Genomic DNA, 23,022 nt, shown 5'->3' on the forward strand with positions numbered 1-23,022 from the left:
TGCAGGCAAATTGAAGGTCCGGTGGACCTTTCAAGGACTCGAACGCCCGGAGGGCAAGCGATGCTGCCGCAACGAAGGCGCGTCGTTACTGCGTCTCGCCAGACGGCTTTCGCCGAGAACCACTGACGTCTGCTCGGTAGGCGCCTAGTCCCTCTGCTTGGCGCCGGCGCTCTTGCCGTCGGAACTCTTCGAGCGCTCCTCGAAGCGCGCCGCGCCCTTTTTCAACGGATGGCCGGTCTCGGCCTCGGTCTTGCGTTCGTCCTTCGCCGCCGCCTGTTTCAGTCCTTTGGCCGCCTGCTTGCCTTTTGCGGTCGGTGCCTGTTCAACGCCCATCGTTTCCTCCCTTTGCGCGCCAATCGCGCGGTGTCAGGAGCAACGTGCATAACATCAGGCGGTTCCGGCGCGGCTTCGTCGTTCGGGAAACTCGGCGCTGACGCAGCTCAGCGCGCCGCCGTCATCGCCTTGCGAAACGCTTCGAGCGTCTCGGCGCTGACATGGTGCTCGATGCCCTCGGCATCGATGCGCGCGGTCTCGGCGCTGACGCCGAGCGAGCGCAGGAAGGCTTCCACCGTCTGGTGGCGGATGCGGCTCTCCACCGCGACCTTGCGGCCGGCATCGGTCAGGAACACGCCGCGATAGGGCTTTCTGGACACCAGGCCGTCGGCGCACAGCCTGGTCAGCATCTTGGCCACCGTCGGCTGGGCGACGCCGAGCCGTGCGGCGATATCGACCTGACGCGCCTCGTTGCCATCCTCGATCAGGTCGGCGATCAGCTCGACATAATCCTCGACCAGCGCGCTGCGGCGCGCTTCGCGCGTGTGCCTGAACCCCTCCGAATGGACGTCGGCGTCAGGCAGCGGCTTTTCGCGCGGGACCGGTCTGTTCTTCAGCGCCAATGCGCGCTCCTCCTGGGAGTTTAGCCGTCCATGCATTTATAGCACGGGCTCTGATTCTTCAGGCCGTTTATTTGCATTCCGCCACGGGCGCAACCAGCGTTGTCGGCGACCGCCCCCGCGCCAGGTCACGGCCTCGACAAAAAGCACCGACAATGAAATATAGCATATTGCATAATGTTGAGCCATGGCATACCTTAGGCGAACATCGACACGTCTCGCGGAAAGCCCCTTATGTCTGAAGTCGAAGCCACAGCCTCCCGGTCTACATGGCGGTTCGCCAGGCCCGAGGAGGACGACCAGCCCAGCCTACGCGAGGTCAATTCTTCCATCGCCGTGCCGAATTCGGGCGTCTGGTTCCGCCGGTTGTTCGCCTTCATGGGCCCCGGCTACATGGTCTCGGTCGGCTATATGGACCCGGGCAACTGGGCGACCGACCTCGCCGGTGGCGCCCAGTTCGGCTACACGCTGCTGTTCATCATCATGCTGTCCAACCTGATGGCGATCCTGCTGCAGGCGCTCGCCGCCCGCCTCGGCATCGCCACCGGCCGCGACCTGGCACAGGCCTGCCGCGCCTACTATCCACGACCGGTCAACTTCATGCTGTGGATCGCCTGCGAACTGGCCATCATCGCCTGCGACCTCGCAGAAGTCATCGGCACGGCGATCGCGCTGCAGCTTCTGTTCGGCATTCCGCTGGTCGGCGGCGCCATGCTGACGGCGCTCGATGCCTTTATCGTGCTGCTGCTGATGAACAAGGGTTTTCGCTATCTCGAAGCTTTCGTCATCGCGCTTTTGATCATCATCTTCAGCTGCTTTGCCATCCAGATCTTCGTCGCAGCCCCGCCGGCCGGCTCGATCCTGCATGCCATGTTCGTGCCGTCGTCCGAGATCGTCACCAATCCGGCAATGCTCTACATCGCCATCGGCATCATCGGCGCCACCGTCATGCCGCACAATCTCTATCTGCACTCCTCGATCGTGCAGACCCGCGCCTATGAGCGCACCGATAAGGGCAAACGCGACGCCATCAAATGGGCGACGACGGACTCGACCATCGCCCTGATGCTCGCCTTGTTCGTCAACGCCTCGATCCTGATCGTGTCGGCAGTCGCCTTCCACGACACCGGCCACCAGGATGTCGCTGAGATCGGCCAGGCCTTCGAGCTGCTGTCGCCGCTGCTGGGCCTCGGCATCGCCTCGATCCTGTTCGCTGTGGCGCTGCTGGCTTCCGGCCTGAACTCGACGGTGACGGCGACGCTGGCCGGCCAGATCGTCATGGAAGGTTTCCTGCGCCTGCGCATCCCCAACTGGGCGCGCCGGCTGTTGACGCGCGGGCTGGCCATCATCCCGGTGGTGATCGTCACCGCGCTCTATGGCGAAAAAGGCACCGGCCAGTTGCTGGTGTTCAGCCAGGTGATCCTGTCGATGCAGCTGCCCTTCGCGGTTGTCCCGCTGGTGCAGTTCGTCTCCGACAGGAAGAAGATGGGCAACCTCGCCATTCCGCGTGGCGTCGCCGCACTGGCCTGGGTGGTCGCTGCGATCATCCTGGTGCTCAACTTCAAGCTACTCTACGACACCATGTTCGGAGTCGGCTGAGACCCGAAATCGACTGCTCTGCTGAGAGATAGTCCGGCGACAAATCGGCAATTCGCGCTATCTTCTCGCGTCATGACCGGGATCGAAGACGTCAGGAAGTTCTACGCGCGGCTGATGGCCGCCAATGCCGGCTCGCCCGATCCGCGCCTGGAGGCGGTCTTCGCCGAGGTGCCGCGCGAAGCCTTCCTCGGTCCCGGGCCGTGGACGATCATCGCCGGCAACGGCAAGATCACGACGCCGAGCGCGGATCCGGCACACATCTACCAAAACGTGCTGGTGGCGCTCGACAACGACAAGGGCATCAACAATGGCGAGCCGTTCCTGCACGCCATGTGGATCGGCAAGCTTGCGCCGAAACCCGGCGAGGCCGTTTGCCACATCGGCGCCGGCACCGGCTACTACACCGCGGCGCTGGCCAAACTGGTTTCGCCCGGCGGCACCGTCACCGCTTTCGAACTCGACAAAAACCTGGCCGAGCTCGCACGACAAAATCTCGAAACCTATCGCAATGTGACCGTCGTCCATGGCGATGCCGTGACGACGCCCTTGCCGCCTTCCGACATCGTCTATGTCAATGCCGGCGTCGCCGCGCCGCCGGCAGGATGGCTGAAGGCGCTGCGCCCAGGCGGCCGCATGATCTTTCCCTGGCGCCCGGCCGAGCGCGTTCCGCTGGCGGTGATGGTGACCCGCACCGCAAAAGGCTTCGCGTGCGACCCCTTCATGCGCTCATGGTTCATTCCATGTGTCGGCGCTTCGGTTGCGGACCCTGCGGCGAAGATCCCTACGCGCGACCAGGCCGCGAGCAGCCGCTCGATCTGGCTGACGTCGGACAAGGTGCCCGACCGCACCGCCACGGCGATCTTCGGTGAGGTCTGGTTCTCGTCGCGCGCCCTCGATGTCAGGCCTCGCAGATGATGGGCGCGCCGAATTTTTGCCAGCGGTGTCGGACGCGCGGCTGTTCGCTCGTCCTTGGGCTGAAGTCCAGCCGCGACGGCGTGGATTGAAGAAACCGGAGCATTGGAATGAGAAAGATCATCGCCGCGACATTCGTCAGCCTCGATGGCGTCATGCAGGCCCCAGGTGGTCCGGAAGAAGATCCGGCCGGCGGCTTCAAGTTCGGCGGCTGGACGTTCCACTACTGGGACGACGCCATGGGCGCGTTCATGGGCGAGACCTTCACCAAGCCCTTCGACCTGCTGCTCGGCCGCAAGACCTACGACATCTTCGCCGCGCACTGGCCGTACCAGGACAACGATCCGATCGCCGAAAGCTTCAACGCCGTCACCAAATATGTGGCGACGCACCGGCACGACACGCTGACCTGGAACAACAGCCAGTCGCTGGGCGACGACGTCGTGGCAATGCTGCGCAAGCTCAAGCAGGAAGACGGCCCGGACCTGCTCATCCAGGGTTCGAGCGAGCTGATCCAGACCCTGCTCGCCAATGATCTGATTGACGAGATCAGCCTGCTGATCTTCCCGCTGGTGCTGGGCAAGGGCAAGCGGCTGTTCGGCAACGGCACCATGCCTTCCGCCCTGAAGCTGACCCGCTCACAGGCCTCGACCACCGGCGTCATCATGGCGACTTATGAGCGTGGCGGCGAGATCAGGACCGGCTCGTTCGCGCCGGAGAGGCCATCCGAGGCAGAGATCGAGCGGCGCAAGACCTGGAAGTAGCGAGAGCGGAAGCAGGACCTGGATTGCTCGCCCCCACGCATGTGGGGAAGAGGTGGCTCGGCGAAGCCGAGACGGAGAGGGGGATTGGCGCGACGGTGACCCAATTTCTGCAAGCATTCGCCCTACGAAGGCCCCCTCTCCGGCCGCTTCGCGGCCACCTCTCCCCCCGCTCTGGCGGGGCGAGGAATCCCAAGTTCCCTCAAGCTGCCTGCGCCCGTCTGGCCAACCCTTCGCGGATATGCCGCGCGAACTCCTGTGCCGCAGGCCCGACCCCATGCCTCGGCAAATGCAGGTTGATGGCAAAATTCGGCAGTGGCGGCAGGCCTGAATCGAGCGGCAATATGTCGAGATCGGCTGGCACGGTGGAGGCCAGCCATGTGGTGACGGCAAGGTCCGAGCGCACGGTCGCTGTCGTTGCGTCGATGTTGCCGTTCTCGAACACGGTGCGCCATTCCAGCCCGTGCTCGCTGAGCGCCGACAGCACTGCCGGCCGGAAGGCGCAGGTGTCGGCAACGATCGAAACCGGCAGCGGCCGCTTGGCGCCGGCAACGCCGCCCTTGGCGCCGACCCAGACCAGCCGGTCTATAGCCAGGCACTCGCCGGCCGATGGACCGACCCGTTCCTCGATCACCGCGAGGTCGATGGTGCCGGCCGCAAGCGCCGAGGTCAGCTCCGGTGACGAGGCGCAGACCAGCGATATCTCGACCTGCGGATAGGTCTCGGCATAGCGCTTCAGCACCGGCGCCAGCAAGGTGCCGACAAGATCGTAGGGCACGCCGAGCCGCACCTGGCCGGCCACCGCGGTACCCGCCATCTCGCCCCAGATCTCGTCGTTCAAGGCCAGCAGGCGCTTGCCCTTGGTGAACAGCCGCTCACCGGCGCGCGTCAGCCTTAGGCCGCGCCGGTTGCGCTCGAACAGGCTGGAGCCTAGCGCCTCCTCCAGCCGCTTGACCTGTTGGCTGACGGCACCTTGCGTCAGGTGCAGCGCATTGGCAGCCCCCGTCATGCTGGCCTTGTCGGCGACGGTGACGAAGGTGCGGATCAGTGCCATGTCGAGATTTCGGATCATGGTGGCATTATGATCGCTAATGCCAACCATGGCAAACATTGCATTTACTGAAGTTCGTGCGCGTCTACGATGGGGGTGTCCGACGATGCATGTCGCCCAAATGTGCGCAGCGGTTTTGGGAGAACGACATGCATGAAACGAAAACTTGAAACGCGTCGACGCGCTTCAAAGGAAGCCGCATGCTCGAGCCGATCATCCCCCTCATCCTGTTTGCGATCGTTGCCACCACCACGCCCGGCATCGCCACGACCCTGTCGACGGCGTCCGGTGCGCAGTTCGGTTTTCGCCGTTCCGTTCCCTTGCTGGTCGGAAGCGCCGCCGGCCTCGCCACGGTGACGGGAGCGGCCGCTGCCGGGCTCGCCGGCCTGCTGCTTGCGGTGCCGTCACTGCAATTGGCGATGAAGGTCGTCGGCTCGCTCTATCTCGTCTGGCTGGCGATCAAGATCGGCCGCAGTGGACCGCCCAACCTGGACGTGACCATGGCCGGTCCGAACAGCTTTCTCGGCGGCGCCGGCATTCAATGGATGAACCCTAAGGGCTGGGCGATGGGGCTGGGCGCGGCAGCCTCGTTCGCTGCTTTGGCCAGCGGCCCGCTGCAGCTTGCGCTGCTGCTCGGCGCGACCTTCGGCCTGGCGGCCGCTGCCTCGCTGTCGCTGTGGTGCGTGGCCGGCATGCTGCTTGCCCGGCTGCTGAAAACCGAGTGGCAATGGCGGGCGCTCAACATTGTGCTGGCGCTGGTGCTTGCGGCCTCGATCATTCCAATGTGGCGGTCGGCCTGAACGCCAACCGCCACGCACGGCTCAAGCCGCGTAGCGTGCCGCCGGCTTGTCGGCATGCAGGCTGCCGTAGAAGGCTTGCCGCGCGCCGAGGAAAGTGTCGAGCTTGGAGGCGTCGGCAAGCCCCGGCACGGTAACCGTTTCGCCCTTGGCCAGGCCAACAAGTGCGGCATCGACCAGATCGTCCGCCGTCATGACGATCTCCTTCGGAAGGCTATCGATATCGCTGCCGGCAATTTCCCAGAAATCGGTCCGGGTCGCGCCTGGCAGCACGACCTGCACCTTCACCTGCGTACCCGCAACTTCGCGCTGCAGCGCTTCGGTGAAATTGACGACATAGGCCTTGGTGCCGCTGTAGATGCCGCCGAACGAGGTGTCGAAGGCAAGCACAGAGGCGATGTTGACGATGGCACCACGGTTGCGCGCCACCAGACCTGGGAGCACGGCACGGGTCAGGCGGGTCAAGGCAATGACATTGACCTTGATCATGCGCTCGGCCGCGTCGGCGTCAGCTGTCGCCACCACCTGCTGGCCGCCAATGCCGGCATTGTTGACCAGCACCGTCACGCTGTCGTCGGCGGCGATCGCCTGCTCGACGCGGCGCACGTCATTGTCGTCGGCGAGATCGGCGCTGATCACGCTGACCTTGCGGCCGTAGGCATAGCGCAGCTTCTCCGCCAATTCCTCTAGCCGGTCGGCGCGCCGCGCCACCAGCAGCAGGTCATAGCCCTGCCCTGCCAGCCTGTCCGCATAGACCGCGCCGATGCCCGCCGAAGCTCCGGTGACCACCGCCGTGCCCTTGTTGCTCTGTCCACTCATTGTCCTGTTCCTTCTTCGACTGATTGCTTCGCTTCGACTTCGGCTGCCGGCACCGTGGGCAACAGCCCCCGCTCTGCCGCCAAAGCCATCTGATTTCATTTAGTGGCATATACCACTATTGAGGAAATAGGCATATGCCACTATCTTGTCAATGATCGGAGCGGGGATTATTTAAGGGGCAGCGGTCGGGCGTGCTGCAGCCATCGCCGAGAGAAAGAGCCGAGAGAAAAAATGTCAAAAGACACGTTGCCCGGCCTGATCCTCTGCAACAACGCCATGCTGCGTCGCGCGGCGCGCAAGCTCGGCCAGTTCTATGATGACGTGCTAGCGCCTTCGGGCCTCAAGGCCACGCAGCAGGGCCTGCTGTATCAGATCCATATCGGCAACGAGCCGGCGATGGGCGCCATTGCCGCGTCCCTGATCATGGACCTGTCGGCGCTTGGCCACACGCTGAAACCGCTGATCCGCGACGGCTATGTCGAGACTTTCGCCGATCCGGACGACCGCCGCATCAAGCGCGTGCGGCTGACGCCGCAGGGTCTGGTCAAGCTCGATGAGGCGATGAAGCTGTGGCACGTCGCCCAGCAGCGTTTCGAGGACGTGGTCGGCAAGGATCAGGCTGCAAAACTACGCGCGGCGCTGGATGACATCGCCGCGCTGGATTTCGACTTGCCGCCGGCCAGCTAGGGCAGCCGACGGGCTTCTGAAAGACTATTCAGCCGGCACGGCGACCGGCCGCGCCGCCCAGCGCCCGGCCAGCACGATGCCCAGCCCGATGATCGGGAAGGCCGCGGCGACCAGGCCGAGATCGGCCGGCGCGCCGTAGCGCAGCACGCCACCACCGACCACGGCGCCCAGCGCCACGCCGAGATAGAGCGCCGAGCCGTTGAGCGACAGCACGATCGGCGCGGCGTCGGGCGCCAGCTTGATGATGCGGCTGGCCTGCGCCGGCGGGAACGCCCAGCCGACGATGCCCCACGGCACCATCATCGCCATCAACGCCGGCCCGGCAATATGGGGCGGCAGGAAGGTCGGGATGACCGACAGCATGACCAGCATGGCCGCACTCAGCGTCAGCGACCAGCCGACGGTGCGCGTCGCGCCGAAACGGTCGGCCGCCTGGCCGCCGGCAATGTTGCCGATGACGGCGCCGACACCGAAGGCGAGCAGCATGCCGGGCAGCGCGATCTGGCTGAGCCCGCCGCCCTCGATGGCGAGCGGCGCGACATAGGCAAAGACGGTGAAGGCGCCGGTCAGTGCCAGAAGCGTCGTCAGGAGGATCGGCATGACGCCGGGACGCAGGGCCGCTGCCAGCCTGCGCTTCAGGGGCAGCCTGGTGCCGACGATGCCACGCGGCAGCCGGTACCACAGGATCGCGCCGGCAAGCGCGCCGAGCCCGGCAATGGCGTAGAACGTGCCGCGCCAGCCGGCGAAGGCAGCGACCAGCGCGCCAAGCGGCGCGCCGACGGCGACGGCCACCGTGGTGCCGCCGACAACGACGGCAATGGCGCGGGCTCGATGATGGTCATCGACCAGCGCCACCGCCGTGCCTTGTGCGGTCGCTGCGAACAGGCCCGACGACAGCGCCATGACGATGCGCGCGATCAGCAGAAGTTCGAAGGAGGAGCTCAACGCGGCGGCAATATTGCCGATGACGAAGAACACCAGGGTCCACAGGATGACGCGGCGCCGGTCCCATTCGCCGGTCAGCGTCGCCAGGATCGGCGTGCCGACCGCGTAGGCCAGAGCGAAGGCGGTGATCAGCGTGCCGGCCAACGGAATGGAGATGCCCGCGTCTGCCGCGATGTCGGGCAGAAGGCTGGAGATGACGAAGCCTTCGGTCGAGATAGTGAACGATCCGAGCGCAAGCCAGAAGAGGCGCTTGTCCATGGGGCGTGTCCTTAGTTCAAAAGTTATTGAACAATTGGACATAACAGGGCATGATGTCAATGAAGCTAGGGAAAAATAGCATCACCCTCCTGACAGCCCTGTGTCAGCACAGTCGGTCAGCACGGATCGCAACGGGAGAAACACTGTGCACGCGCAGGGCAGGATGGATGCGTTGAAATCGGCCCGAACTGTGCTTAGTTTCCAGCCATGACCTTGCCACACCCCAATACCGACCAGATCAGCCTGCCGATCGTGCTCGGCGTGCTCGGTGACCCGACGCGGCTCGCCATCGTGCGCTATCTCGCCAGCAAGGAAGGCGTGGCGCTGAACTGCAGCCAGTTCCTCGATCTCGGCTCCAAGACCAATCTGAGCTACCACCTCGCCAAACTGCGCGAGGCCGGCGTCACCCGCGCCGAAGTGGTCGGCACCAACCGGATGATCACGCTGCGCCGCGCCGACCTCGACGCCCGCTTCCCCGGCCTGCTCGACAGCGTCATCGCCGCCGCTGGAGACGATCCCGCGCTGCCGGCGGTCGGCGGCCACGACCTTGAAATGCCGGCCTGAGGCTGTTCCTCGTTCCCGCTTGAGAAATGATGCTTCACCCCCGGAGCCACCCAAAATGCGCATCGCCGTCCTCGCCGATATCCATGGCAATTTGCTGGCGCTGGACGCCGTGCTTGACGATTTGAAGCAGCGCGGCAGCGCCGACCTGACCGTCAATCTCGGCGACAGCGTTTCCGGCCCGTTGTGGCCGCGCGAGACGTTTGCGCGGCTGGAGGCGCTCAACCTGCCGACGGTGCGCGGCAACCACGACCGCCGCGTCGCCGCCGATCCGGCCAGCGACGAGATGTGGCCTTCCGACGCCTATGCGCAGGAGCGGCTGACGCAGGAGCAGCGCGAGGCCCTGTTCGCGCAGCCGCTGACGCTGGAGATCGCGCCCGGCATCATCGCCTTCCACGCCCGCCCCGACCATGACGAGAAATATCTGCTCGATGCGATCACCGATGGTCAGTTGGTGCGCGCGCCGCTGTCGGCGATCCGGCGCCGGCTGAAGACGCTCGACCCCGCCTGCCGCATCGCGCTGTGCGGCCACAGCCATCGCCCGGAGCTGATCCGCATTCCCGGTGGTCCGGTCATCTTCAATCCCGGCAGCATCGGCTGCCCCGCCTATGACGATGCGACCCCGCCGGCGCATGTCTCGGAGCAGGGCTCGCCGCATGCGCGCTACGGCATCGTCACCTTGGGCAACGCCGGCCAGCCCGATCGCTTCGAGGCCATCGCCGTCGACTACGACCACGAGGCGGCGGCCCGGCAGGCCGAACAGGCAGGACGCCCGGAATGGGCCCACGCGCTCAGGACAGGGTTCATGCCAGGCTGAGCTTGCTCATGCCCGGCTAAACGCAAATGCGTTTATGCCGCCCGGCTAAACGCCCTTGCGTTTATGCCAAGCTGAACGCACCTGCGTTCTTGCCGCCAAGGTCGAATTTTCGCACTTACATGGCGTCGCGTCGTCCCTTATAAAACCGGCCGGGCATGCAGCGGGTCCACCCGCAGCGTGCGTCGCGTCTTTGAGTATCAGCGCACGGCCAAACGATGAGGCGCACAGTTACGCTCCGAACAACCCTGCATGCGCTGATTGCCGCTCCGCTTCTGATGGCGGCATGGCCGGCCATGGCCGAAGAATCGCCGGATCTCGTCATCTCCATCGTCATCGGCCTGGCGCCGGACGATCTTCTCAACGTCCGCACCACCGCATCGCCGATCGCCAAGGTCGAAGCGCGCCTGGTTGGCGGCGCCAGCGTCACCAATCTCGGTTGCAACGATGTCAACGGCCACAAATGGTGCAAGATCGAGAGCACCGGCAAGGACAAGCTGAGCGGATGGGCGCCGGCACGCTACCTCACGCCCCTCAATCCGGCCCCCTATGTCGAAGGCCAGGCAAAACCGGCCGACGCGCCTATGGTCGCCTCCACTGGCAATGAGGCCGATCAGGCATCGGCGCCGGACAAACCACAGCCGCCGCCCGACCTGGCGACGCGCCTGGGTGGCGCGGATCCGGAGGCTGGCGCCGAAAGCACCCAGAAATCAGCCGTCGAAATCGGCCAAACGGCCATGCGGGATGCCTACGGCCTGGCCTTCGCGGTGCAGGAAAACCCGACGACCGGCGAGATTGGAGAGCCGCCAGCCGCGCCCCGGGCATCCTTTGCCCCGCCGCCTGACTCGCAAGCCGTCGCGCGGCTGGAACCGCCATCCGACCATGCCACCCCATCTGACCATGCCACCAAAGAAATTCCCTGTGCCCGCTATGTCGGCGAGCCGATGACGCGTTGTGCCATCAGCGTCGTGCGAGCCGGCACGGACAAGGCCGACGTCACCGTGACCTGGCCCGATGGCGGCACGCGCGTCATCTCCTTCGTCGCCGGCAAACCGGCCGGCTCGGATGGGCAGACCGACTTCCGTTTCACTCGCGAAGGCAGCCTGAACATGATCCGCATCGGCGTCTCCGAACGCTTCGAGATCACGGATCGGCTGGCGCTGGGGAATTAGGTTCCCAGGGGAATAAGGGAGTAGGGCAGTAAGGCAGTATGTTTGCAGCGCGCTCGAAACTCTACCTACTGCCCTACTGCCCTACTGCCCTACTGCCCTACTGCCCTACTGCCCTACTGCCCTACTGCCCTACTGCCCTACTGCCCTACTCCCCTCATTTTCGGGGTTACATCCGCCAAAACTCTTCCCTATAAGGCCCTCCTAGCCTGATACCAGAATCGCGAGCACAACCGGCCGGGTCTTCCCGTCCCGGTTTTTTGTGCAAGCCGCCCGCCGAACGGAACTTATCGCCCATGCCAAGACGCACTGACATCAAGTCGATCCTGATCATCGGGGCCGGCCCCATCGTCATCGGCCAGGCCTGCGAGTTCGATTATTCCGGCACCCAGGCCTGCAAGGCGCTGAAGGAAGAGGGCTTCCGCGTCATCCTGGTCAATTCCAATCCGGCCACCATCATGACCGACCCGGAACTGGCCGACGCCACCTATATCGAGCCGATCACCCCGGAAGTCGTGGCCAAGATCATCGCCAAGGAGCGGCCCGACGCGCTGCTGCCGACCATGGGCGGCCAGACCGCGCTCAACACCGCTTTGTCGCTGCGCCGCATGGGCGTGCTCGACCGCTACAATGTCGAGATGATCGGCGCCGATGCCACGGCAATCGACAAGGCCGAGGACCGGGCGCTGTTTCGCGAGGCGATGAAGAAGATCGGGCTGGAAACGCCGAAGTCGATGCTGGCCAACGCCACCGACGTCAAGAACACCGACCGCAAGACGCATGAGGCCGAGCGCGCCGCCGTCAAGGCCGAGGCCCCGGCCGATCTCGACGCCGCGCTCGATGCGCTGGAAACCCGCTGGAACCTCGGCGAAGGCGACCGCAAGCAGCGCTACATCAGCCACGGCATGGCGATCGCAGCACAAGCGCTCGACCATGTCGGCCTGCCTGCTATCATCCGCCCGTCCTTCACCATGGGCGGCACCGGCGGCGGCATCGCCTACAACCGCGCCGAATTCTACGAGATCGTCCAGTCCGGCCTCGACGCCTCGCCGACCACCGAAGTGCTGATCGAGGAGAGCGTGCTCGGCTGGAAGGAGTATGAGATGGAGGTCGTCCGCGACAAGGCGGACAATTGCATCATTGTCTGCTCGATCGAGAACATCGACCCGATGGGCGTGCATACCGGCGATTCGATCACGGTCGCCCCTGCCCTCACCTTGACCGACAAAGAATACCAGATGATGCGCAACGCCTCGATCGCGGTGCTGCGCGAGATCGGCGTCGAGACCGGCGGCTCCAACGTGCAGTTCGCCGTCAACCCGGCCGATGGCCGCCTGGTCGTCATCGAGATGAACCCGCGCGTCTCGCGCTCGTCCGCCCTCGCCTCCAAGGCGACCGGCTTCCCGATCGCCAAGATCGCGGCCAAGCTCGCCGTCGGCTACACTCTGGACGAGCTGGAGAACGACATCACCGGCGGCGCCACGCCGGCCTCGTTCGAGCCGTCGATCGATTACGTCGTGACCAAGATCCCGCGCTTTGCCTTCGAGAAATTCCCCGGCGCCGAGCCGGTGCTGACCACCGCCATGAAGTCGGTCGGCGAAGTCATGGCCATCGGCCGCACCTTCCAGGAATCGCTGCAGAAGGCGCTGCGTGGTCTCGAAACCGGCCTCACCGGCCTCGACGAGATCGAGATCCCCGGCCTCGGCCACGGGACCGCGATCGCCAACCATGCCGACGACCGCAACGCCATTCGCGCCGCACTCGGCACGCCGACGCCCGACCGGCTGCGCATGGTGGCGCAGGCGATCCGCATGGGCACCTCGCTGGAAGACGTGCACGCCATGTGCAAGATCGACCCGTGGTTCCTCGAGCAGATCGCCGGCATCGTCGCCATGGAAGCCCGCATCCGCGAGCACGGCATCCCCGGCGACGCCGTCAATCTGCGCATGCTGAAGGCGATGGGTTTTTCCGACGCCCGCCTGGCGTCACTGACCAGGGCCGACATCGAGACGATCCAGAAGGCTCGCGAAAAGCTCGACGTTCATCCGGTCTATAAACGCATCGACACCTGCGCGGCCGAGTTCGCCTCGCCCACCGCCTACATGTACTCGACCTATGAAGTGCCGTTCGCCGGCGCGCTCGCCAACGAGGCGCAGGTCTCGTCGCGCAAGAAGGTCGTCATTCTCGGCGGCGGCCCGAACCGCATCGGCCAGGGCATCGAGTTCGACTATTGCTGCTGCCACGCCGCCTTCGCGCTGCGGGACGCCGGCTATGAGGCGATCATGATCAATTGCAACCCGGAGACCGTGTCGACCGACTACGACACCTCGGACCGGCTCTATTTCGAGCCGCTGACGGCGGAGGACGTGCTGGAGATTCTGCGTGCCGAACAGGCGTCAGGCGAACTGGTCGGCGTCATCGTCCAGTTCGGCGGCCAGACGCCGCTGAAGCTCGCCGACGCATTGGAAAAGGCCGGCATCCCGATCCTCGGCACCTCGCCCGACATGATCGACCTCGCCGAAGACCGCGACCGCTTCCAGAAGCTGCTGCACAAGCTCGGCCTGACCCAGCCGAAGAACGGCATCGCCTATTCGGTCGAGCAGGCGCGCCTGGTCGCCGGCGAGCTCGGCTTCCCGCTGGTGGTTCGCCCCTCCTATGTGCTCGGCGGCCGCGCCATGCAGATCATCCATGACGAGGGCATGCTGCAATCCTACCTGCTCGACACCGTGCCTGGCCTGGTGCCGGAGGACATCAAGCAGAAATACCCCAACGACAAGACCGGCCAGATCAACACCCTCTTGGGCAAGAACCCGCTGCTGTTCGACACCTATCTCTCCGGCGCCATCGAAGTCGATGTTGACTGCCTCTGCGACGGCAAGGCCACCTTCGTCTCCGGCATATTGGAGCACATCGAGGAGGCCGGCATCCATTCGGGCGACAGTGCCTGCTCGCTGCCGGTGCATTCGCTGCCTTCGGAGCTGGTGGATGAGCTGGAGCGCCAGACGGCGGCACTCGCCCGCGCGCTCAATGTCGGCGGCCTGATGAACGTGCAGTATGCGATCAAGGACGGCACGGTCTATGTGCTGGAGGTCAACCCGCGGGCGTCGCGCACCGTGCCCTTCGTCGCCAAGACCATCGGACGTCCCATTGCCAAGATCGCCGCCCGCATCATGGCCGGCGAGACGCTGGAAGACGCCTTCGCCCATTACGGCGCCATGCCCGACCCCAGGAACCCCGGCCACATCGCGGTCAAGGAAGCGGTGTTCCCCTTCGCCCGCTTCCCCGGCGTCGACATATTGCTCGGCCCGGAAATGCGCTCGACCGGCGAGGTCATGGGCCTCGACCGCGATTTTGCGCTCGCCTTCGCCAAGAGCCAGCTGGGCGCCGGCGTCGACCTGCCGCGCTCCGGCACGCTGTTCGTCTCGGTTCGCGACGAGGACAAGAAAGGCATATTGTCGGCGGTGAAGCGCCTCGCCGGCCTCGGCTTCAAGGTGATGGCAACCTCAGGCACGGCCCGCTTCCTCGCCGAAAACGGCGTCGTCGCCGAGAAAATAAACAAGGTGCTGGAAGGCCGCCCCCACATCGAGGACGCCATCCGCAACCGCCAGGTGCAGATCGTCTTCAACACGACGGACGGCCAGAAGGCGGTGTCGGACTCCAAATCGCTGCGGCGCGCGACGCTGATGCAGAAAGTGCCGTACTACACGACGCTGTCGGGTGCCGCTGCGGTGGCCGAGGCGATTGCAGCGCTGAAGGCCGGGAGCCTCGAGGTTCGGCCGCTGCAGGAGTATTTTGCCTAAAGCGAAGCGGCGGCTGTCTCCGCTTCGGCATCGGCGTCGTAATTCCAGACCCAGGCACGTTCCTGCGGCTGAGCATCAAGCTTGCGGTCGCGGGCATGCAAATTGCCGCTGGCGTCATAGCGAGCACCACTCACGCGCGCCATGCGCTGGACGCCGGCCGTCCGCTCGCGCCGCAGCCGCTCGTAAATCAGCAGTGCCCGTGGGGCTGACTTGCGGTCTGCGTGATTCAGCACGGTCGCCAAGGCAACCGCGTCTTCGATGGCCTGATTGGCTCCTTGTCCCAAATGCGGCAGCATCGGATGGGCGGCGTCTCCCAACAAGGTCAGGCGTCCGCGAGTCCAGGTTGCGAGTGGTTCACGATCGAACAGGCCCCACCGAAACGTTGTGTTCAGTTGGGCAATGATCGTCTCGACCATTGGGGCCCAGCCGGCGAACTCTCGAGCAAGGGCATGGGGATCGCCCCGCGCCGACCATGACTCCTTCATCGGCTCATCGGTTGTCACAAAGCCCACGTAGTTGATGAGCAGGCCGGCGCGCACCGGAAAGACCAGAAAATGCTTGCCTGCACCGAGCCAGTTGCGCATCGCTCCTGGCGGCCACGAGACATCAGCCGCCGGGATCACCCCTCGATAGGCGATCGATCCCGAATAGACCGGGGCGGACGGGGCGATGACGAACTGCTGAAGGGTAGAATGGATGCCGTCAGCCGCGATCACGACGTCGGCCGTGGTGCGCAAACCATTGGCGAAAGTGATGACGGCCTGCTCATCGTCCTGTTCGAAGCCGATACATCTGTGGCCGGCCTTCACTGTGTTGGCCGGTAGCCGGTCGACGAACATTGCCAGCAAATCGGCGCGGTGCATGCCGTAGAACTCGATTTGGCTGGCAAGTTCGGGGGGCCACATCGCGGCGGCATAGGAGCCATCGGCGCGACGAAACTGTGGCTCGATCCATCTGGCCCCCGAACGGATCAGCTCGTCACCAAGGCCGAGCCGCCGAAGCATCCGGACACCGTTCGGTTGGATCGCGACGCCGGCGCCGACCTCGGCCAGGGCCGTCGCCTGTTCGTAGAGGCGGACGTCCATGCCTCGTTGAAGCAGGGCGGCGGCAGCGGCGGCGCCGCCGATGCCGCCGCCGATGACCGCCACACGTAGCGGGCTCGTGCTCATCTCTCCGGCTCCTCAAGCATCGTCAGCCCTTGACGCGTGCAAGATAGGATTTTCACCGTCTTAAACCCAAAATTGCCAAAGTGACGTTAGCTCGCAATCTCAGGGAGCCCAACCTTCGCAGCCTTGGCCTTTGTTCTTTCCAACTTATTGATAGCCTTTCGAATTCTGGCGACAGCTTCCTTCGCCTTATCACCTTCGATCGTATCTCGCTTGATCACTTCATTCTCGACCAACAGCGACAGGTTCTCGTTGCCAACTTTGATGTCTGGAAAGAGCCTCCGGATTTCGCGGCGCACGACCGAAATCACAGGTTCTGACCGGATGATCGCCGATACAGTAAACTTGTTGAACAGCTGGGCTTGCTGGTGAAAGGCATCCATTGCATCGGTCGTTAGCCCTTCCTTGGCGAACAGGAAGAGGCACTGCAGATGATCCTCATTCTTGGGATTCATATCGGCAAGGACGATGCGACAGACTTCTTCGTGGCTGATCTGATTTGCCACATAAATACGGACCAGCCGCCATTCGACGGCATTGGTCAGGATCACCCAGTGAATGCCTTGATGAGCCCCATAGTCAATCACTTGTCTCAAGTGATTATCGGCTAGGCTGCTGCCAGCTGATTTTACCTCGACAAGCAATCGCAGTTTTCCTGCGATCTTGATCGCAAGGTCGCAGTATGTTGCCTTGATCTGGTGCTCTGAGGTCAATTCGTCATATTTGTCGTAGCCGAAAACCTCGGCCAAGATGTCCTTGATCAAGGTAACCGTGTCGGCTTCCGCGACATCGGATTTTTGCTGAGCCAGCGTGATCCGCTGATATTTCTTGAGATTCGACGCAACGCGTTCGATGAATTTCTTCGGCAATTTGTTCAATGACTCGCCCTCCCTGCCCCCAATATGAATTGAGGACGAGTTTACTTGAAAGACAAGTGAAAACTTATGTTAGGGATTGCTGGCCCTTCGCAGGCTCAGCACGTTCGAAGTTCGAAAAGCCAAGCAATTGGGTTTCGACCGCTGTGCGGACCGTTTCTCACCCTCACGCCACCGCCACACACTCGATCTCGATATCGAACTCCATTGGCCATGACGCGACCGGCACGAAGCTGCGCGCCGGCGGGTTGACGCTGAAGTACTTTGCATAGACCCGGTTGATGGCGTTGTAGAAGCCGGAATTGACGGCGTAGATGCGCACCATCACCACGTTGTCCAGCGAAGTGCCCGCTGCCTCCAGGCAATGTTTCAGCGCCTTCAGCGACGCCTCGGTCTGCGTTTCGATGTCGCCGCGCACCATCTCGCCGGTCACCATGTCCACCGGCGGCGTCGCCGAGATGAACACGAAGCCGTTGGCCTTCACCGCCGTCGAACAGGGCAGGCCAAGCGCCCGCACCTTGGCCGACATGACAGGCACTTCGATGACTTCTTTCTTCACGGTGATACTCCCTTTGTTTGTTTAAGCCGGGTTGGCGCAAAGGCCCCCTCACCCAGCCTCCGCTACGCTCGGCTGACCTCTCCCCGAGGGGAGAGGAGCCTGTCAGCGTCAGCACGAAACCTCTTCTCCCCGACGGGGAGAAGGTGGCCGCGAAGCGGTCGGATGAGGGGGCTCTTTGCGACAACCCTGTGGTTGCAGGGAGCTTATCGCGCCACCGGCCGAACGCCAGCGCCGAGCCATGGTCCAGAGCCGCTCTGTTCAACCCACCGCCACACATTCGATTTCGATATCGAACTCCATCGGCCATGACGCCACCGGCACGAAGGTCCGCGACGGCGCGTTCTCGGGAAAATGCCTGGCATAGACGCGGTTGATGGCGTTGTAGAAGCCGGAATTGACGGCGTAGATACGCACCATCACCACGTTGTCCAGCGAGGTGCCGGCCGCTTCCAGGCAATGCTTCAACGCCTTCAGCGATGCTTCGGTCTGCGCTTCGATGTCGCCCTTGACCAGTCTGCCGGTCAAGATATCGAGCGGCGGCGTGCCGGACACGAAGACCAGCCCGGCGGCTTTGGTCACCAGCGACAGCGGCACGCCTAAGGCACGCACGGCCGCCGACAGCACCGGCACTTCGATGATTTCTTTCTTCACGGCAATCCTCCCTGGGGTTGCCGGGAGCTTATCGCGCCGCCCGGTGAACGCCAGCGCGGATGCATGGGCCAGAGCTAATCCTGCCCCGGATACGGCGTGCCATCCTTGTGCAGGAAACGGCCGTCGGAGCTCGGGCTCATCATGTCGATGTCGGAACATGTGATAACATCGTCCGGGTTGCGCGAGCCGACCTCCAGATAGAGCGCCGTCGTGGACGACCGGTTGATCAGGTGATGGCCGTTGCCGCTGTTCTTGGCGAAGGTCGCGCAGTCGCCTGCCCTGAGCAGCGTTTCGCCGCCGTCCTCGACCAGCGTCAGTTCGCCTTCGAGCACGGTGACGAACTCGTCCTCATGGCTGTGCCAGTGGCGCTGGCTCGACCAGCCTCCGGGCGGCAAGGTCATCAGATTGACGCCGAAATCGGTGAGCCCACCCGCATCGCCCAGCCGCCGCCGCGTGCGACCGGCGCAGGGTTGATCGAACGGCGCAGGGTAGCCGGAGCCTTTGCGGACGGGCACGGCTGACAGGTCGATCTTGGGCATGGGTGCTTCCTCGGGTTGTGCCGACATTGTAGACAAGAACCGCTTGCCACACAGACGGCCTTGTCAACGTCGGCGCTGCCCCTCATTGCCCTGCCGGGCATTTTTCCCCGTGGAACGGGGAGAAAGAAGCCGGCCGCGACGTCGGCTCTCTTCCAGCAGCGCTGGTGATTGGCGAAAGCGTCGATTACAGCTCCCCTCTCCCCGTTCTACGGGGAGAGGATGCCGGCAGGCAGGTGAGGGGCGGAGCCAGCGTCCGGAAGGTGCGAACCAGCCTGAAGCGATTGCCCGCCGTACAGAGCGAGCCCCTGCCTCTTAGTGACAACAAGCCTCGCCATATTGCAGCTGCTCGTGCCAGTTCGGCCGGCCCTCGGGTGTGAAATCCATCAGGTTCCACAGTGTCTCGCAGGTGCCGAGGCCACGCGGATCCTGGCCTGGGTCCGTTGGCGCGAAATCCAGTTCGGAACTCCAGAAATGGCGGATGCCGTCGGCGTCGCGGTGGAACACCGACAGCAGCGGCGACTGTGCACCGTCGGCCGTCTCGGCATTGTAGTCGCGCTTGAAGCCGTTGTTGGCCGAAGACACCAGCCGCATGTTGCGCCAGCCGCGGTCGCGGCCGAGCGTGACCAGGTTTTCGAGCGCGGTTTTCGCCACCACGGCGAAATTGAAGCCTGCGGCTTCGAGATGGCCGACCGCGCCGTCGAATTGGTCGAGCAGCGCCGTGCAGGACGGGCATGGCTGGTCCGGTCGAGCGAGCTTCGCCGTGCCGCCGCTCGTCGCCACCTCCCGCTTCTCCTGCGGGTGGCGGGGAAACATCATGTTGTAGAGGACGAGCGAATTCTTATCAGGTGCGAACAGCTCCGACAATTTTACCTTCGCGGGCTTGCCGTCCGGTCCGAGCGCATCGAACACATAATCCTGCGGCACCAGCCCACCAGGCGGCAAGGCGCGGCGCGCAACCGCAACCTCTTCCATGGCGCGGCGCAGCCCGATTTCCTTCTGCAGCAGTTTTTCGCGGGCGGTGCGGTATTTGGCGGATTCGTTGGGAAAGGTGATCATGATCGGCTCCTTCGGTCGCGGCGCCGGCGTCCCGGCGCGGTTTGCTCTGCGACCCAAGGACGTTTGGCGGCGATCGGCGCCGACATTTTTGCGCAGAGCGCGGACGATTCCTCGTGGTGGAACCTCGTTGTCTTCCCAGCATTCTCCCCACAGGATAAGCCGACGGATCTGGGGGGACAAAATGCACGACAGCGATGGCGAGGAGATCGACCTGCGCTGCCCGCAAGCGGTGGCCGACAATGCCGCCAAGGGCCTCAGGCTGCGCGCAGAATTCGGCCGTGGCGGCACCGAGATCGGCGTGGCTCGCGCCACCGAACTGAAGAACCGGGAAAAGCTCGCGCCCTCCACCATCCGCCGCATGGTCAGCTATTTCGCCCGCCACGAGGTCGACAAGCGCGGCAGGACCTACGGCAACGAGCAAAACCCGTCGGCCGGCTACATCGCCTGGCTGCTGTGGGGCGGCGACGAGGGCCGTGCCTGGGCGCTGGACCTCAAGCGCAAGATCGGCAATGCGCCGGATATCTGAGCGCCCTGCTCAGCTGTACCAATCGACCTCGAACATGCCGAGCCGATCGTAGAGCCGCACCGCGGCGGCGTTCTCTTCGGTGTTCGTCTTCAGGTCGACACGGTCAGCGCCGCGTGCGCGAAAGGTGGCGAAGGCGTGCCACATCAGCGCTTCGGCAATGCCCTTGCCGCGCGCCTCGGGATGGACGGCCAAGTCCTTGACGAAGGCCGATTTCCAGCACAGGGCGGCCGCCGCCAGCCGACCCTTGGCATCGATGACCAGGAAACACAGCGCCGGGTCGAATTCGGGATCGTCCGATATGCGCGGCCACCACTCGTCGAACGGGCCATCGGCACCGTCGTCGAACACTTCGGTCAACAGCGCATGCAGGGCCGGCGCATCGCCGGGTTCGAAGCAGCGCATGACAAAGCCCTCCGGCCAGTGCGCGGGAACCAGCGTGTCGTCGAGGATCTTGCGCAGCCGGATATCGTTCAACGCCGGCGGCCGCGGTTCAGGCATCGCGCTCAGGCGTCGGGCTGCAGGCGGCTGCGCTGGCGGTCGCGGCCAAGCCCGGTCGCCTCGAGCAGGCCCTTGCGCTTGGCGTCGAAATAGTAGCCGGTCTGGTAGAGCCAGTCGGCCCGCTTGGCGTTGCCGCCGGACACCAGCCAGGCGCCACGCAGATATTTAACCGCGTATTTCAAATTGGTCTCGGCGTCGAACAGGCCCTTGGCCGGTCCGTCATAGCCCATGCCGCGCGCCGTCGCGTGCTTGATCTGCATCAGCCCCCAATGGCCATTGTTGTAGGCTTTCGGGTTGAACGTACTCTCGCGGTTGACGACATGGCGCACCAGATCGACCGGCACCTGGTAGAGAGCGGCGTATTTCTCGATAAGTCGCTCGACGTCGCCGCGCACGCCCGGAGCGTGCTCTTCCTCCACGGGTGCCATCGGGAACTGGACGAGGGCAGCCGGATTCTGCGGCACCATATAGGCGACCTGCTGGACGCCTGGCACGACTTTCCGGTCGCCCTTGGCGGTCGCCGGCATGACGAGCCCGGCGGTCGTGTAAGTCTCGGCCGTCTTGACGGTCTCACCTGCAGTCGTCGGCGGCGGCGCTTGCCAGGCATTGGCGGTCATGACGGCGGGTACTGCTGGCGCTGCCGGGGTCGATCCGGCAAAGGCGGCGGTCGCGGCAGCCGGCTGGACGGCTGCATCGGGTGCCGGCGTGGCCGGGCCGGGCGTCAGTTCAGCCGTCTGAACGGGCGCGATGCCCGAGGATTGCGGCAGCACCGAAACCGTGTCCGGCAGCGGTATCGTGAAGCCGGCGTCGGCGCCGGCGGCAGTCGCGGTTTCGGTCAGAGCAGGCGCGGGCTTCATCTGCGAGGTCGACGTGCAGCCGCTCATGCCGGCGGCAGCCAGGATCACGCCGATCGCGATAAGAGTGTGTTTTGCTGGCAAGCCGCGCTCGGGTCCGATTTGTCGGGTTATTAAGAAATTCCTTACACCAGCGATTCACGACCGGCAATCGGGGCCCTCAGGTGGTTTTCGGGTGGCGAGACTCCGGTCGGGATGCCATATTGTTCTGGATATGTACCGGGACGAATGCCGGATTTCGCCACTTTGCGGAAAGGAACGCATCATGGAAACGACGCCTTCGATCACAGCCGGCCACGCAGTGTTAGAAACAGTGATCGGCTTCATGGGCATCGCCTGGAGCGAAAAGGGCCTGATCCGGCTCTGCCTGCCCGAACGCAGCCGCGAGGCGGTGGAGCGGCGGCTGATGCGCCATGCCGGCGTTTCAGCCTCCACCGCCCAGCCGCCATGGGTCGTCGACCTGATCGCGTCGATCAAGGCCTATGCGGCCGGTGAGGATGTCGACTTCACCGGCGTCCCGGTCGATCTCGACGGCATCGACGACTTCCGCCTTGCCATCTACGACGCGGCGCGAAAGCTCGGCTACGGCGAAACCACCACCTACGGAGAACTGGCCAAACGTGCCGGCCATGGCGGTCTGCCGCGTGAAACCGGTGCTGCCCTTGGCGCCAATCCGGTGCCGCTGGTCATTCCCTGTCATCGCATCCTTGCCGCCGGCGGCAAGATAGGCGGCTTCTCCGCACCCGGCGGCTCGAACACCAAGGAAAAGATGCTGGCCATGGAAGGCGTGCGCGTCGGCCCGCCGCCACCGGCGCAGGTTTCCTTCGGGTTCTGAACGAGGTGTGCCCAAGACGCGACAAGACATGCGCCAACGAGGCGCCTAGTCATTGTGGAAGAAGCGCCGGCGGAAATGCCGATCATAGTCCGGCCGCTTGCAGGTATAGACCGGACAGGACTTCGTGTCGGCGCTCGGCACGTAGGCGCGTGTCCTCACTTCGCCCATGGTGCAGAACTGCTCGCTTTGCACATAGCGGTCATAGAGCGGCAGGCCCGGCACCCGCGTTGACTGGTAACGCAGGATAACGGCTCCGTGGCGCGCGATCGTCGACTGCACACGTCCGCAGCTCATGCGCGTCGGGTCATAGCGCGAGATCGCCTGCGCCTCGGCGGCCACCAGCGTCAGGCAGGCGGCAAGCAGAATTGTTTTCATGGTTCTCTCCCCCCAAGCTCCT

Annotated in this window: 25 protein-coding genes; 11 read left to right on the forward strand and 14 right to left on the reverse strand. The window is 64.4% G+C overall.

Going from position 1 to position 23,022, the window contains the following annotated elements:
• Positions 1-144: 144 nt before the first annotated feature.
• Both HNQ71_RS21005 and mntR read right to left on the reverse strand, forming a co-directional pair.
• Entirely contained in the window at positions 145-333 is a 189-nt protein-coding gene (locus tag HNQ71_RS21005) for a hypothetical protein (protein ID WP_095090960.1), read from the reverse strand.
• Between the two features lie 107 nt (positions 334-440).
• A complete protein-coding gene (gene mntR / locus HNQ71_RS21010; protein WP_167392353.1) occupies positions 441-896 on the reverse strand; it encodes a manganese-binding transcriptional regulator MntR in 456 nt (151 codons plus the stop codon).
• 231 nt (positions 897-1,127) lie between these two features.
• Here mntR and HNQ71_RS21015 point away from each other — a divergent pair, with 231 nt between their 5' ends.
• The 3 genes from HNQ71_RS21015 to HNQ71_RS21025 all read left to right on the forward strand — a co-directional run bounded on the left by HNQ71_RS21015 (position 1,128) and on the right by HNQ71_RS21025 (position 4,168).
• Positions 1,128-2,492, forward strand: coding sequence for an Nramp family divalent metal transporter (locus HNQ71_RS21015; RefSeq protein ID WP_184874564.1), 1,365 nt, complete (start codon positions 1,128-1,130; stop codon positions 2,490-2,492).
• A gap of 72 nt (positions 2,493-2,564) precedes the next feature.
• Positions 2,565-3,407, forward strand: coding sequence for a protein-L-isoaspartate O-methyltransferase family protein (locus HNQ71_RS21020; RefSeq protein WP_184874565.1), 843 nt, complete (start codon positions 2,565-2,567; stop codon positions 3,405-3,407).
• Between the two features lie 107 nt (positions 3,408-3,514).
• A complete protein-coding gene (locus HNQ71_RS21025; protein WP_184874566.1) occupies positions 3,515-4,168 on the forward strand; it encodes a dihydrofolate reductase family protein in 654 nt (217 codons plus the stop codon).
• Positions 4,169-4,367: 199 nt separating this feature from the next.
• On the opposite strand, the gene HNQ71_RS21030 is transcribed toward HNQ71_RS21025, so the two are convergent.
• Positions 4,368-5,237, reverse strand: coding sequence for a LysR family transcriptional regulator (locus HNQ71_RS21030; RefSeq protein WP_246461751.1), 870 nt, complete (start codon positions 5,235-5,237; stop codon positions 4,368-4,370).
• Positions 5,238-5,416: 179 nt separating this feature from the next.
• On the opposite strand from HNQ71_RS21030, the gene HNQ71_RS21035 reads away from it, so the two are divergent.
• Positions 5,417-6,016 (forward strand): LysE family translocator, encoded by a 600-nt coding sequence (locus tag HNQ71_RS21035; RefSeq protein ID WP_184874568.1) that lies wholly within the window; start codon positions 5,417-5,419, stop codon positions 6,014-6,016.
• Between the two features lie 21 nt (positions 6,017-6,037).
• On the opposite strand, the gene HNQ71_RS21040 is transcribed toward HNQ71_RS21035, so the two are convergent.
• Complete coding sequence (locus HNQ71_RS21040; RefSeq protein WP_184874569.1) at positions 6,038-6,832, reverse strand: SDR family NAD(P)-dependent oxidoreductase; 795 nt, start codon at positions 6,830-6,832, stop codon at positions 6,038-6,040.
• Between the two features lie 231 nt (positions 6,833-7,063).
• Here HNQ71_RS21040 and HNQ71_RS21045 point away from each other — a divergent pair, with 231 nt between their 5' ends.
• Positions 7,064-7,519 carry a MarR family winged helix-turn-helix transcriptional regulator gene (locus HNQ71_RS21045; RefSeq protein ID WP_184874570.1) on the forward strand — a complete coding sequence of 152 codons (456 nt, stop codon included), beginning with the start codon at positions 7,064-7,066 and terminating at the stop codon, positions 7,517-7,519.
• 24 nt (positions 7,520-7,543) lie between these two features.
• On the opposite strand, the gene HNQ71_RS21050 is transcribed toward HNQ71_RS21045, so the two are convergent.
• Positions 7,544-8,722: an MFS transporter gene (locus HNQ71_RS21050; protein WP_184874571.1), complete on the reverse strand. Its 1,179-nt coding sequence runs from the start codon at positions 8,720-8,722 to the stop codon at positions 7,544-7,546.
• A gap of 207 nt (positions 8,723-8,929) precedes the next feature.
• Here HNQ71_RS21050 and HNQ71_RS21055 point away from each other — a divergent pair, with 207 nt between their 5' ends.
• The 4 genes from HNQ71_RS21055 to carB all read left to right on the forward strand — a co-directional run bounded on the left by HNQ71_RS21055 (position 8,930) and on the right by carB (position 15,066).
• Complete coding sequence (locus HNQ71_RS21055; protein ID WP_184874572.1) at positions 8,930-9,286, forward strand: ArsR/SmtB family transcription factor; 357 nt, start codon at positions 8,930-8,932, stop codon at positions 9,284-9,286.
• A 55-nt stretch (positions 9,287-9,341) separates the two neighbouring features.
• Positions 9,342-10,100 (forward strand): metallophosphoesterase family protein, encoded by a 759-nt coding sequence (locus HNQ71_RS21060; RefSeq protein WP_184874573.1) that lies wholly within the window; start codon positions 9,342-9,344, stop codon positions 10,098-10,100.
• A 293-nt stretch (positions 10,101-10,393) separates the two neighbouring features.
• The gene (locus HNQ71_RS21065; protein ID WP_343068204.1) at positions 10,394-11,269 is read left to right on the forward strand and encodes an SH3 domain-containing protein; all 876 of its coding nucleotides are present in this window, start codon (positions 10,394-10,396) and stop codon (positions 11,267-11,269) included.
• Between the two features lie 293 nt (positions 11,270-11,562).
• Positions 11,563-15,066 carry a carbamoyl-phosphate synthase large subunit gene (gene carB / locus HNQ71_RS21070; protein ID WP_184874575.1) on the forward strand — a complete coding sequence of 1,168 codons (3,504 nt, stop codon included), beginning with the start codon at positions 11,563-11,565 and terminating at the stop codon, positions 15,064-15,066.
• Here the strand turns inward: carB and HNQ71_RS21075 are convergent.
• The 6 genes from HNQ71_RS21075 to HNQ71_RS21100 form a co-directional block, all read right to left on the reverse strand.
• On the reverse strand, positions 15,063-16,214 hold the full coding sequence (locus HNQ71_RS21075) for an FAD-dependent monooxygenase (RefSeq protein ID WP_343068205.1): 1,152 nt from the start codon (positions 16,212-16,214) through the stop codon (positions 15,063-15,065). The genes carB and HNQ71_RS21075 overlap by 4 nt on opposite strands.
• A gap of 107 nt (positions 16,215-16,321) precedes the next feature.
• Positions 16,322-17,110 carry a type I restriction enzyme HsdR N-terminal domain-containing protein gene (locus HNQ71_RS21080; RefSeq protein ID WP_184874577.1) on the reverse strand — a complete coding sequence of 263 codons (789 nt, stop codon included), beginning with the start codon at positions 17,108-17,110 and terminating at the stop codon, positions 16,322-16,324.
• A 163-nt stretch (positions 17,111-17,273) separates the two neighbouring features.
• Positions 17,274-17,666, reverse strand: coding sequence for a RidA family protein (locus HNQ71_RS21085; protein WP_056595378.1), 393 nt, complete (start codon positions 17,664-17,666; stop codon positions 17,274-17,276).
• Between the two features lie 258 nt (positions 17,667-17,924).
• Positions 17,925-18,317: a Rid family hydrolase gene (locus HNQ71_RS21090; RefSeq protein ID WP_184874578.1), complete on the reverse strand. Its 393-nt coding sequence runs from the start codon at positions 18,315-18,317 to the stop codon at positions 17,925-17,927.
• A gap of 74 nt (positions 18,318-18,391) precedes the next feature.
• The gene (locus HNQ71_RS21095) at positions 18,392-18,856 is read right to left on the reverse strand and encodes a cupin domain-containing protein (protein ID WP_184874579.1); all 465 of its coding nucleotides are present in this window, start codon (positions 18,854-18,856) and stop codon (positions 18,392-18,394) included.
• 312 nt (positions 18,857-19,168) lie between these two features.
• Positions 19,169-19,912, reverse strand: a complete 744-nt coding sequence (locus tag HNQ71_RS21100; RefSeq protein WP_184874580.1) for a DUF899 family protein — start codon at positions 19,910-19,912, stop codon at positions 19,169-19,171.
• Between the two features lie 181 nt (positions 19,913-20,093).
• Between HNQ71_RS21100 and HNQ71_RS21105 the strand changes: the two genes are divergently transcribed.
• Positions 20,094-20,438: a hypothetical protein gene (locus tag HNQ71_RS21105; RefSeq protein WP_184874581.1), complete on the forward strand. Its 345-nt coding sequence runs from the start codon at positions 20,094-20,096 to the stop codon at positions 20,436-20,438.
• Between the two features lie 9 nt (positions 20,439-20,447).
• On the opposite strand, the gene HNQ71_RS21110 is transcribed toward HNQ71_RS21105, so the two are convergent.
• Together HNQ71_RS21110 and HNQ71_RS21115 are read right to left on the reverse strand one after the other, a co-directional pair.
• Complete coding sequence (locus tag HNQ71_RS21110) at positions 20,448-20,936, reverse strand: GNAT family N-acetyltransferase (protein WP_184874582.1); 489 nt, start codon at positions 20,934-20,936, stop codon at positions 20,448-20,450.
• Positions 20,937-20,941: 5 nt separating this feature from the next.
• A complete protein-coding gene (locus tag HNQ71_RS21115) occupies positions 20,942-21,874 on the reverse strand; it encodes a lytic transglycosylase domain-containing protein (protein WP_184874583.1) in 933 nt (310 codons plus the stop codon).
• 181 nt (positions 21,875-22,055) lie between these two features.
• On the opposite strand from HNQ71_RS21115, the gene HNQ71_RS21120 reads away from it, so the two are divergent.
• Positions 22,056-22,625 carry a methylated-DNA--[protein]-cysteine S-methyltransferase gene (locus HNQ71_RS21120; RefSeq protein ID WP_184874584.1) on the forward strand — a complete coding sequence of 190 codons (570 nt, stop codon included), beginning with the start codon at positions 22,056-22,058 and terminating at the stop codon, positions 22,623-22,625.
• A 45-nt stretch (positions 22,626-22,670) separates the two neighbouring features.
• On the opposite strand, the gene HNQ71_RS21125 is transcribed toward HNQ71_RS21120, so the two are convergent.
• The gene (locus HNQ71_RS21125) at positions 22,671-23,000 is read right to left on the reverse strand and encodes a hypothetical protein (RefSeq protein ID WP_184874585.1); all 330 of its coding nucleotides are present in this window, start codon (positions 22,998-23,000) and stop codon (positions 22,671-22,673) included.
• Between the last annotated feature and the right edge of the window lie 22 nt (positions 23,001-23,022).

Source organism: Mesorhizobium sangaii, from assembly GCF_014207355.1.
Taxonomy (GTDB): domain Bacteria; phylum Pseudomonadota; class Alphaproteobacteria; order Rhizobiales; family Rhizobiaceae; genus Mesorhizobium; species Mesorhizobium sangaii.

Bases quoted from the DNA above. Each gene is read 5' to 3' on its own strand.
- HNQ71_RS21110 (WP_184874582.1), bottom strand. From the start codon at position 20,936: ATGCCTGAACCGCGGCCGCCGGCGTTGAACGATATCCGGCTGCGCAAG.
- HNQ71_RS21125 (WP_184874585.1), bottom strand. From the start codon at position 23,000: ATGAAAACAATTCTGCTTGCCGCCTGCCTGACGCTGGTGGCCGCCGAG.
- HNQ71_RS21050 (WP_184874571.1), bottom strand. From the start codon at position 8,722: ATGGACAAGCGCCTCTTCTGGCTTGCGCTCGGATCGTTCACTATCTCG.
- HNQ71_RS21100 (WP_184874580.1), bottom strand. From the start codon at position 19,912: ATGATCACCTTTCCCAACGAATCCGCCAAATACCGCACCGCCCGCGAA.
- HNQ71_RS21045 (WP_184874570.1), top strand. From the start codon at position 7,064: ATGTCAAAAGACACGTTGCCCGGCCTGATCCTCTGCAACAACGCCATG.
- HNQ71_RS21015 (WP_184874564.1), top strand. From the start codon at position 1,128: ATGTCTGAAGTCGAAGCCACAGCCTCCCGGTCTACATGGCGGTTCGCC.
- HNQ71_RS21060 (WP_184874573.1), top strand. From the start codon at position 9,342: ATGCGCATCGCCGTCCTCGCCGATATCCATGGCAATTTGCTGGCGCTG.
- HNQ71_RS21120 (WP_184874584.1), top strand. From the start codon at position 22,056: ATGGAAACGACGCCTTCGATCACAGCCGGCCACGCAGTGTTAGAAACA.
- HNQ71_RS21025 (WP_184874566.1), top strand. From the start codon at position 3,515: ATGAGAAAGATCATCGCCGCGACATTCGTCAGCCTCGATGGCGTCATG.
- HNQ71_RS21055 (WP_184874572.1), top strand. From the start codon at position 8,930: ATGACCTTGCCACACCCCAATACCGACCAGATCAGCCTGCCGATCGTG.
- HNQ71_RS21020 (WP_184874565.1), top strand. From the start codon at position 2,565: ATGACCGGGATCGAAGACGTCAGGAAGTTCTACGCGCGGCTGATGGCC.
- HNQ71_RS21030 (WP_246461751.1), bottom strand. From the start codon at position 5,237: ATGATCCGAAATCTCGACATGGCACTGATCCGCACCTTCGTCACCGTC.
- HNQ71_RS21095 (WP_184874579.1), bottom strand. From the start codon at position 18,856: ATGCCCAAGATCGACCTGTCAGCCGTGCCCGTCCGCAAAGGCTCCGGC.
- HNQ71_RS21105 (WP_184874581.1), top strand. From the start codon at position 20,094: ATGCACGACAGCGATGGCGAGGAGATCGACCTGCGCTGCCCGCAAGCG.
- HNQ71_RS21035 (WP_184874568.1), top strand. From the start codon at position 5,417: ATGCTCGAGCCGATCATCCCCCTCATCCTGTTTGCGATCGTTGCCACC.
- HNQ71_RS21065 (WP_343068204.1), top strand. From the start codon at position 10,394: ATGGCCGAAGAATCGCCGGATCTCGTCATCTCCATCGTCATCGGCCTG.
- carB (WP_184874575.1), top strand. From the start codon at position 11,563: ATGCCAAGACGCACTGACATCAAGTCGATCCTGATCATCGGGGCCGGC.
- HNQ71_RS21040 (WP_184874569.1), bottom strand. From the start codon at position 6,832: ATGAGTGGACAGAGCAACAAGGGCACGGCGGTGGTCACCGGAGCTTCG.
- HNQ71_RS21005 (WP_095090960.1), bottom strand. From the start codon at position 333: ATGGGCGTTGAACAGGCACCGACCGCAAAAGGCAAGCAGGCGGCCAAA.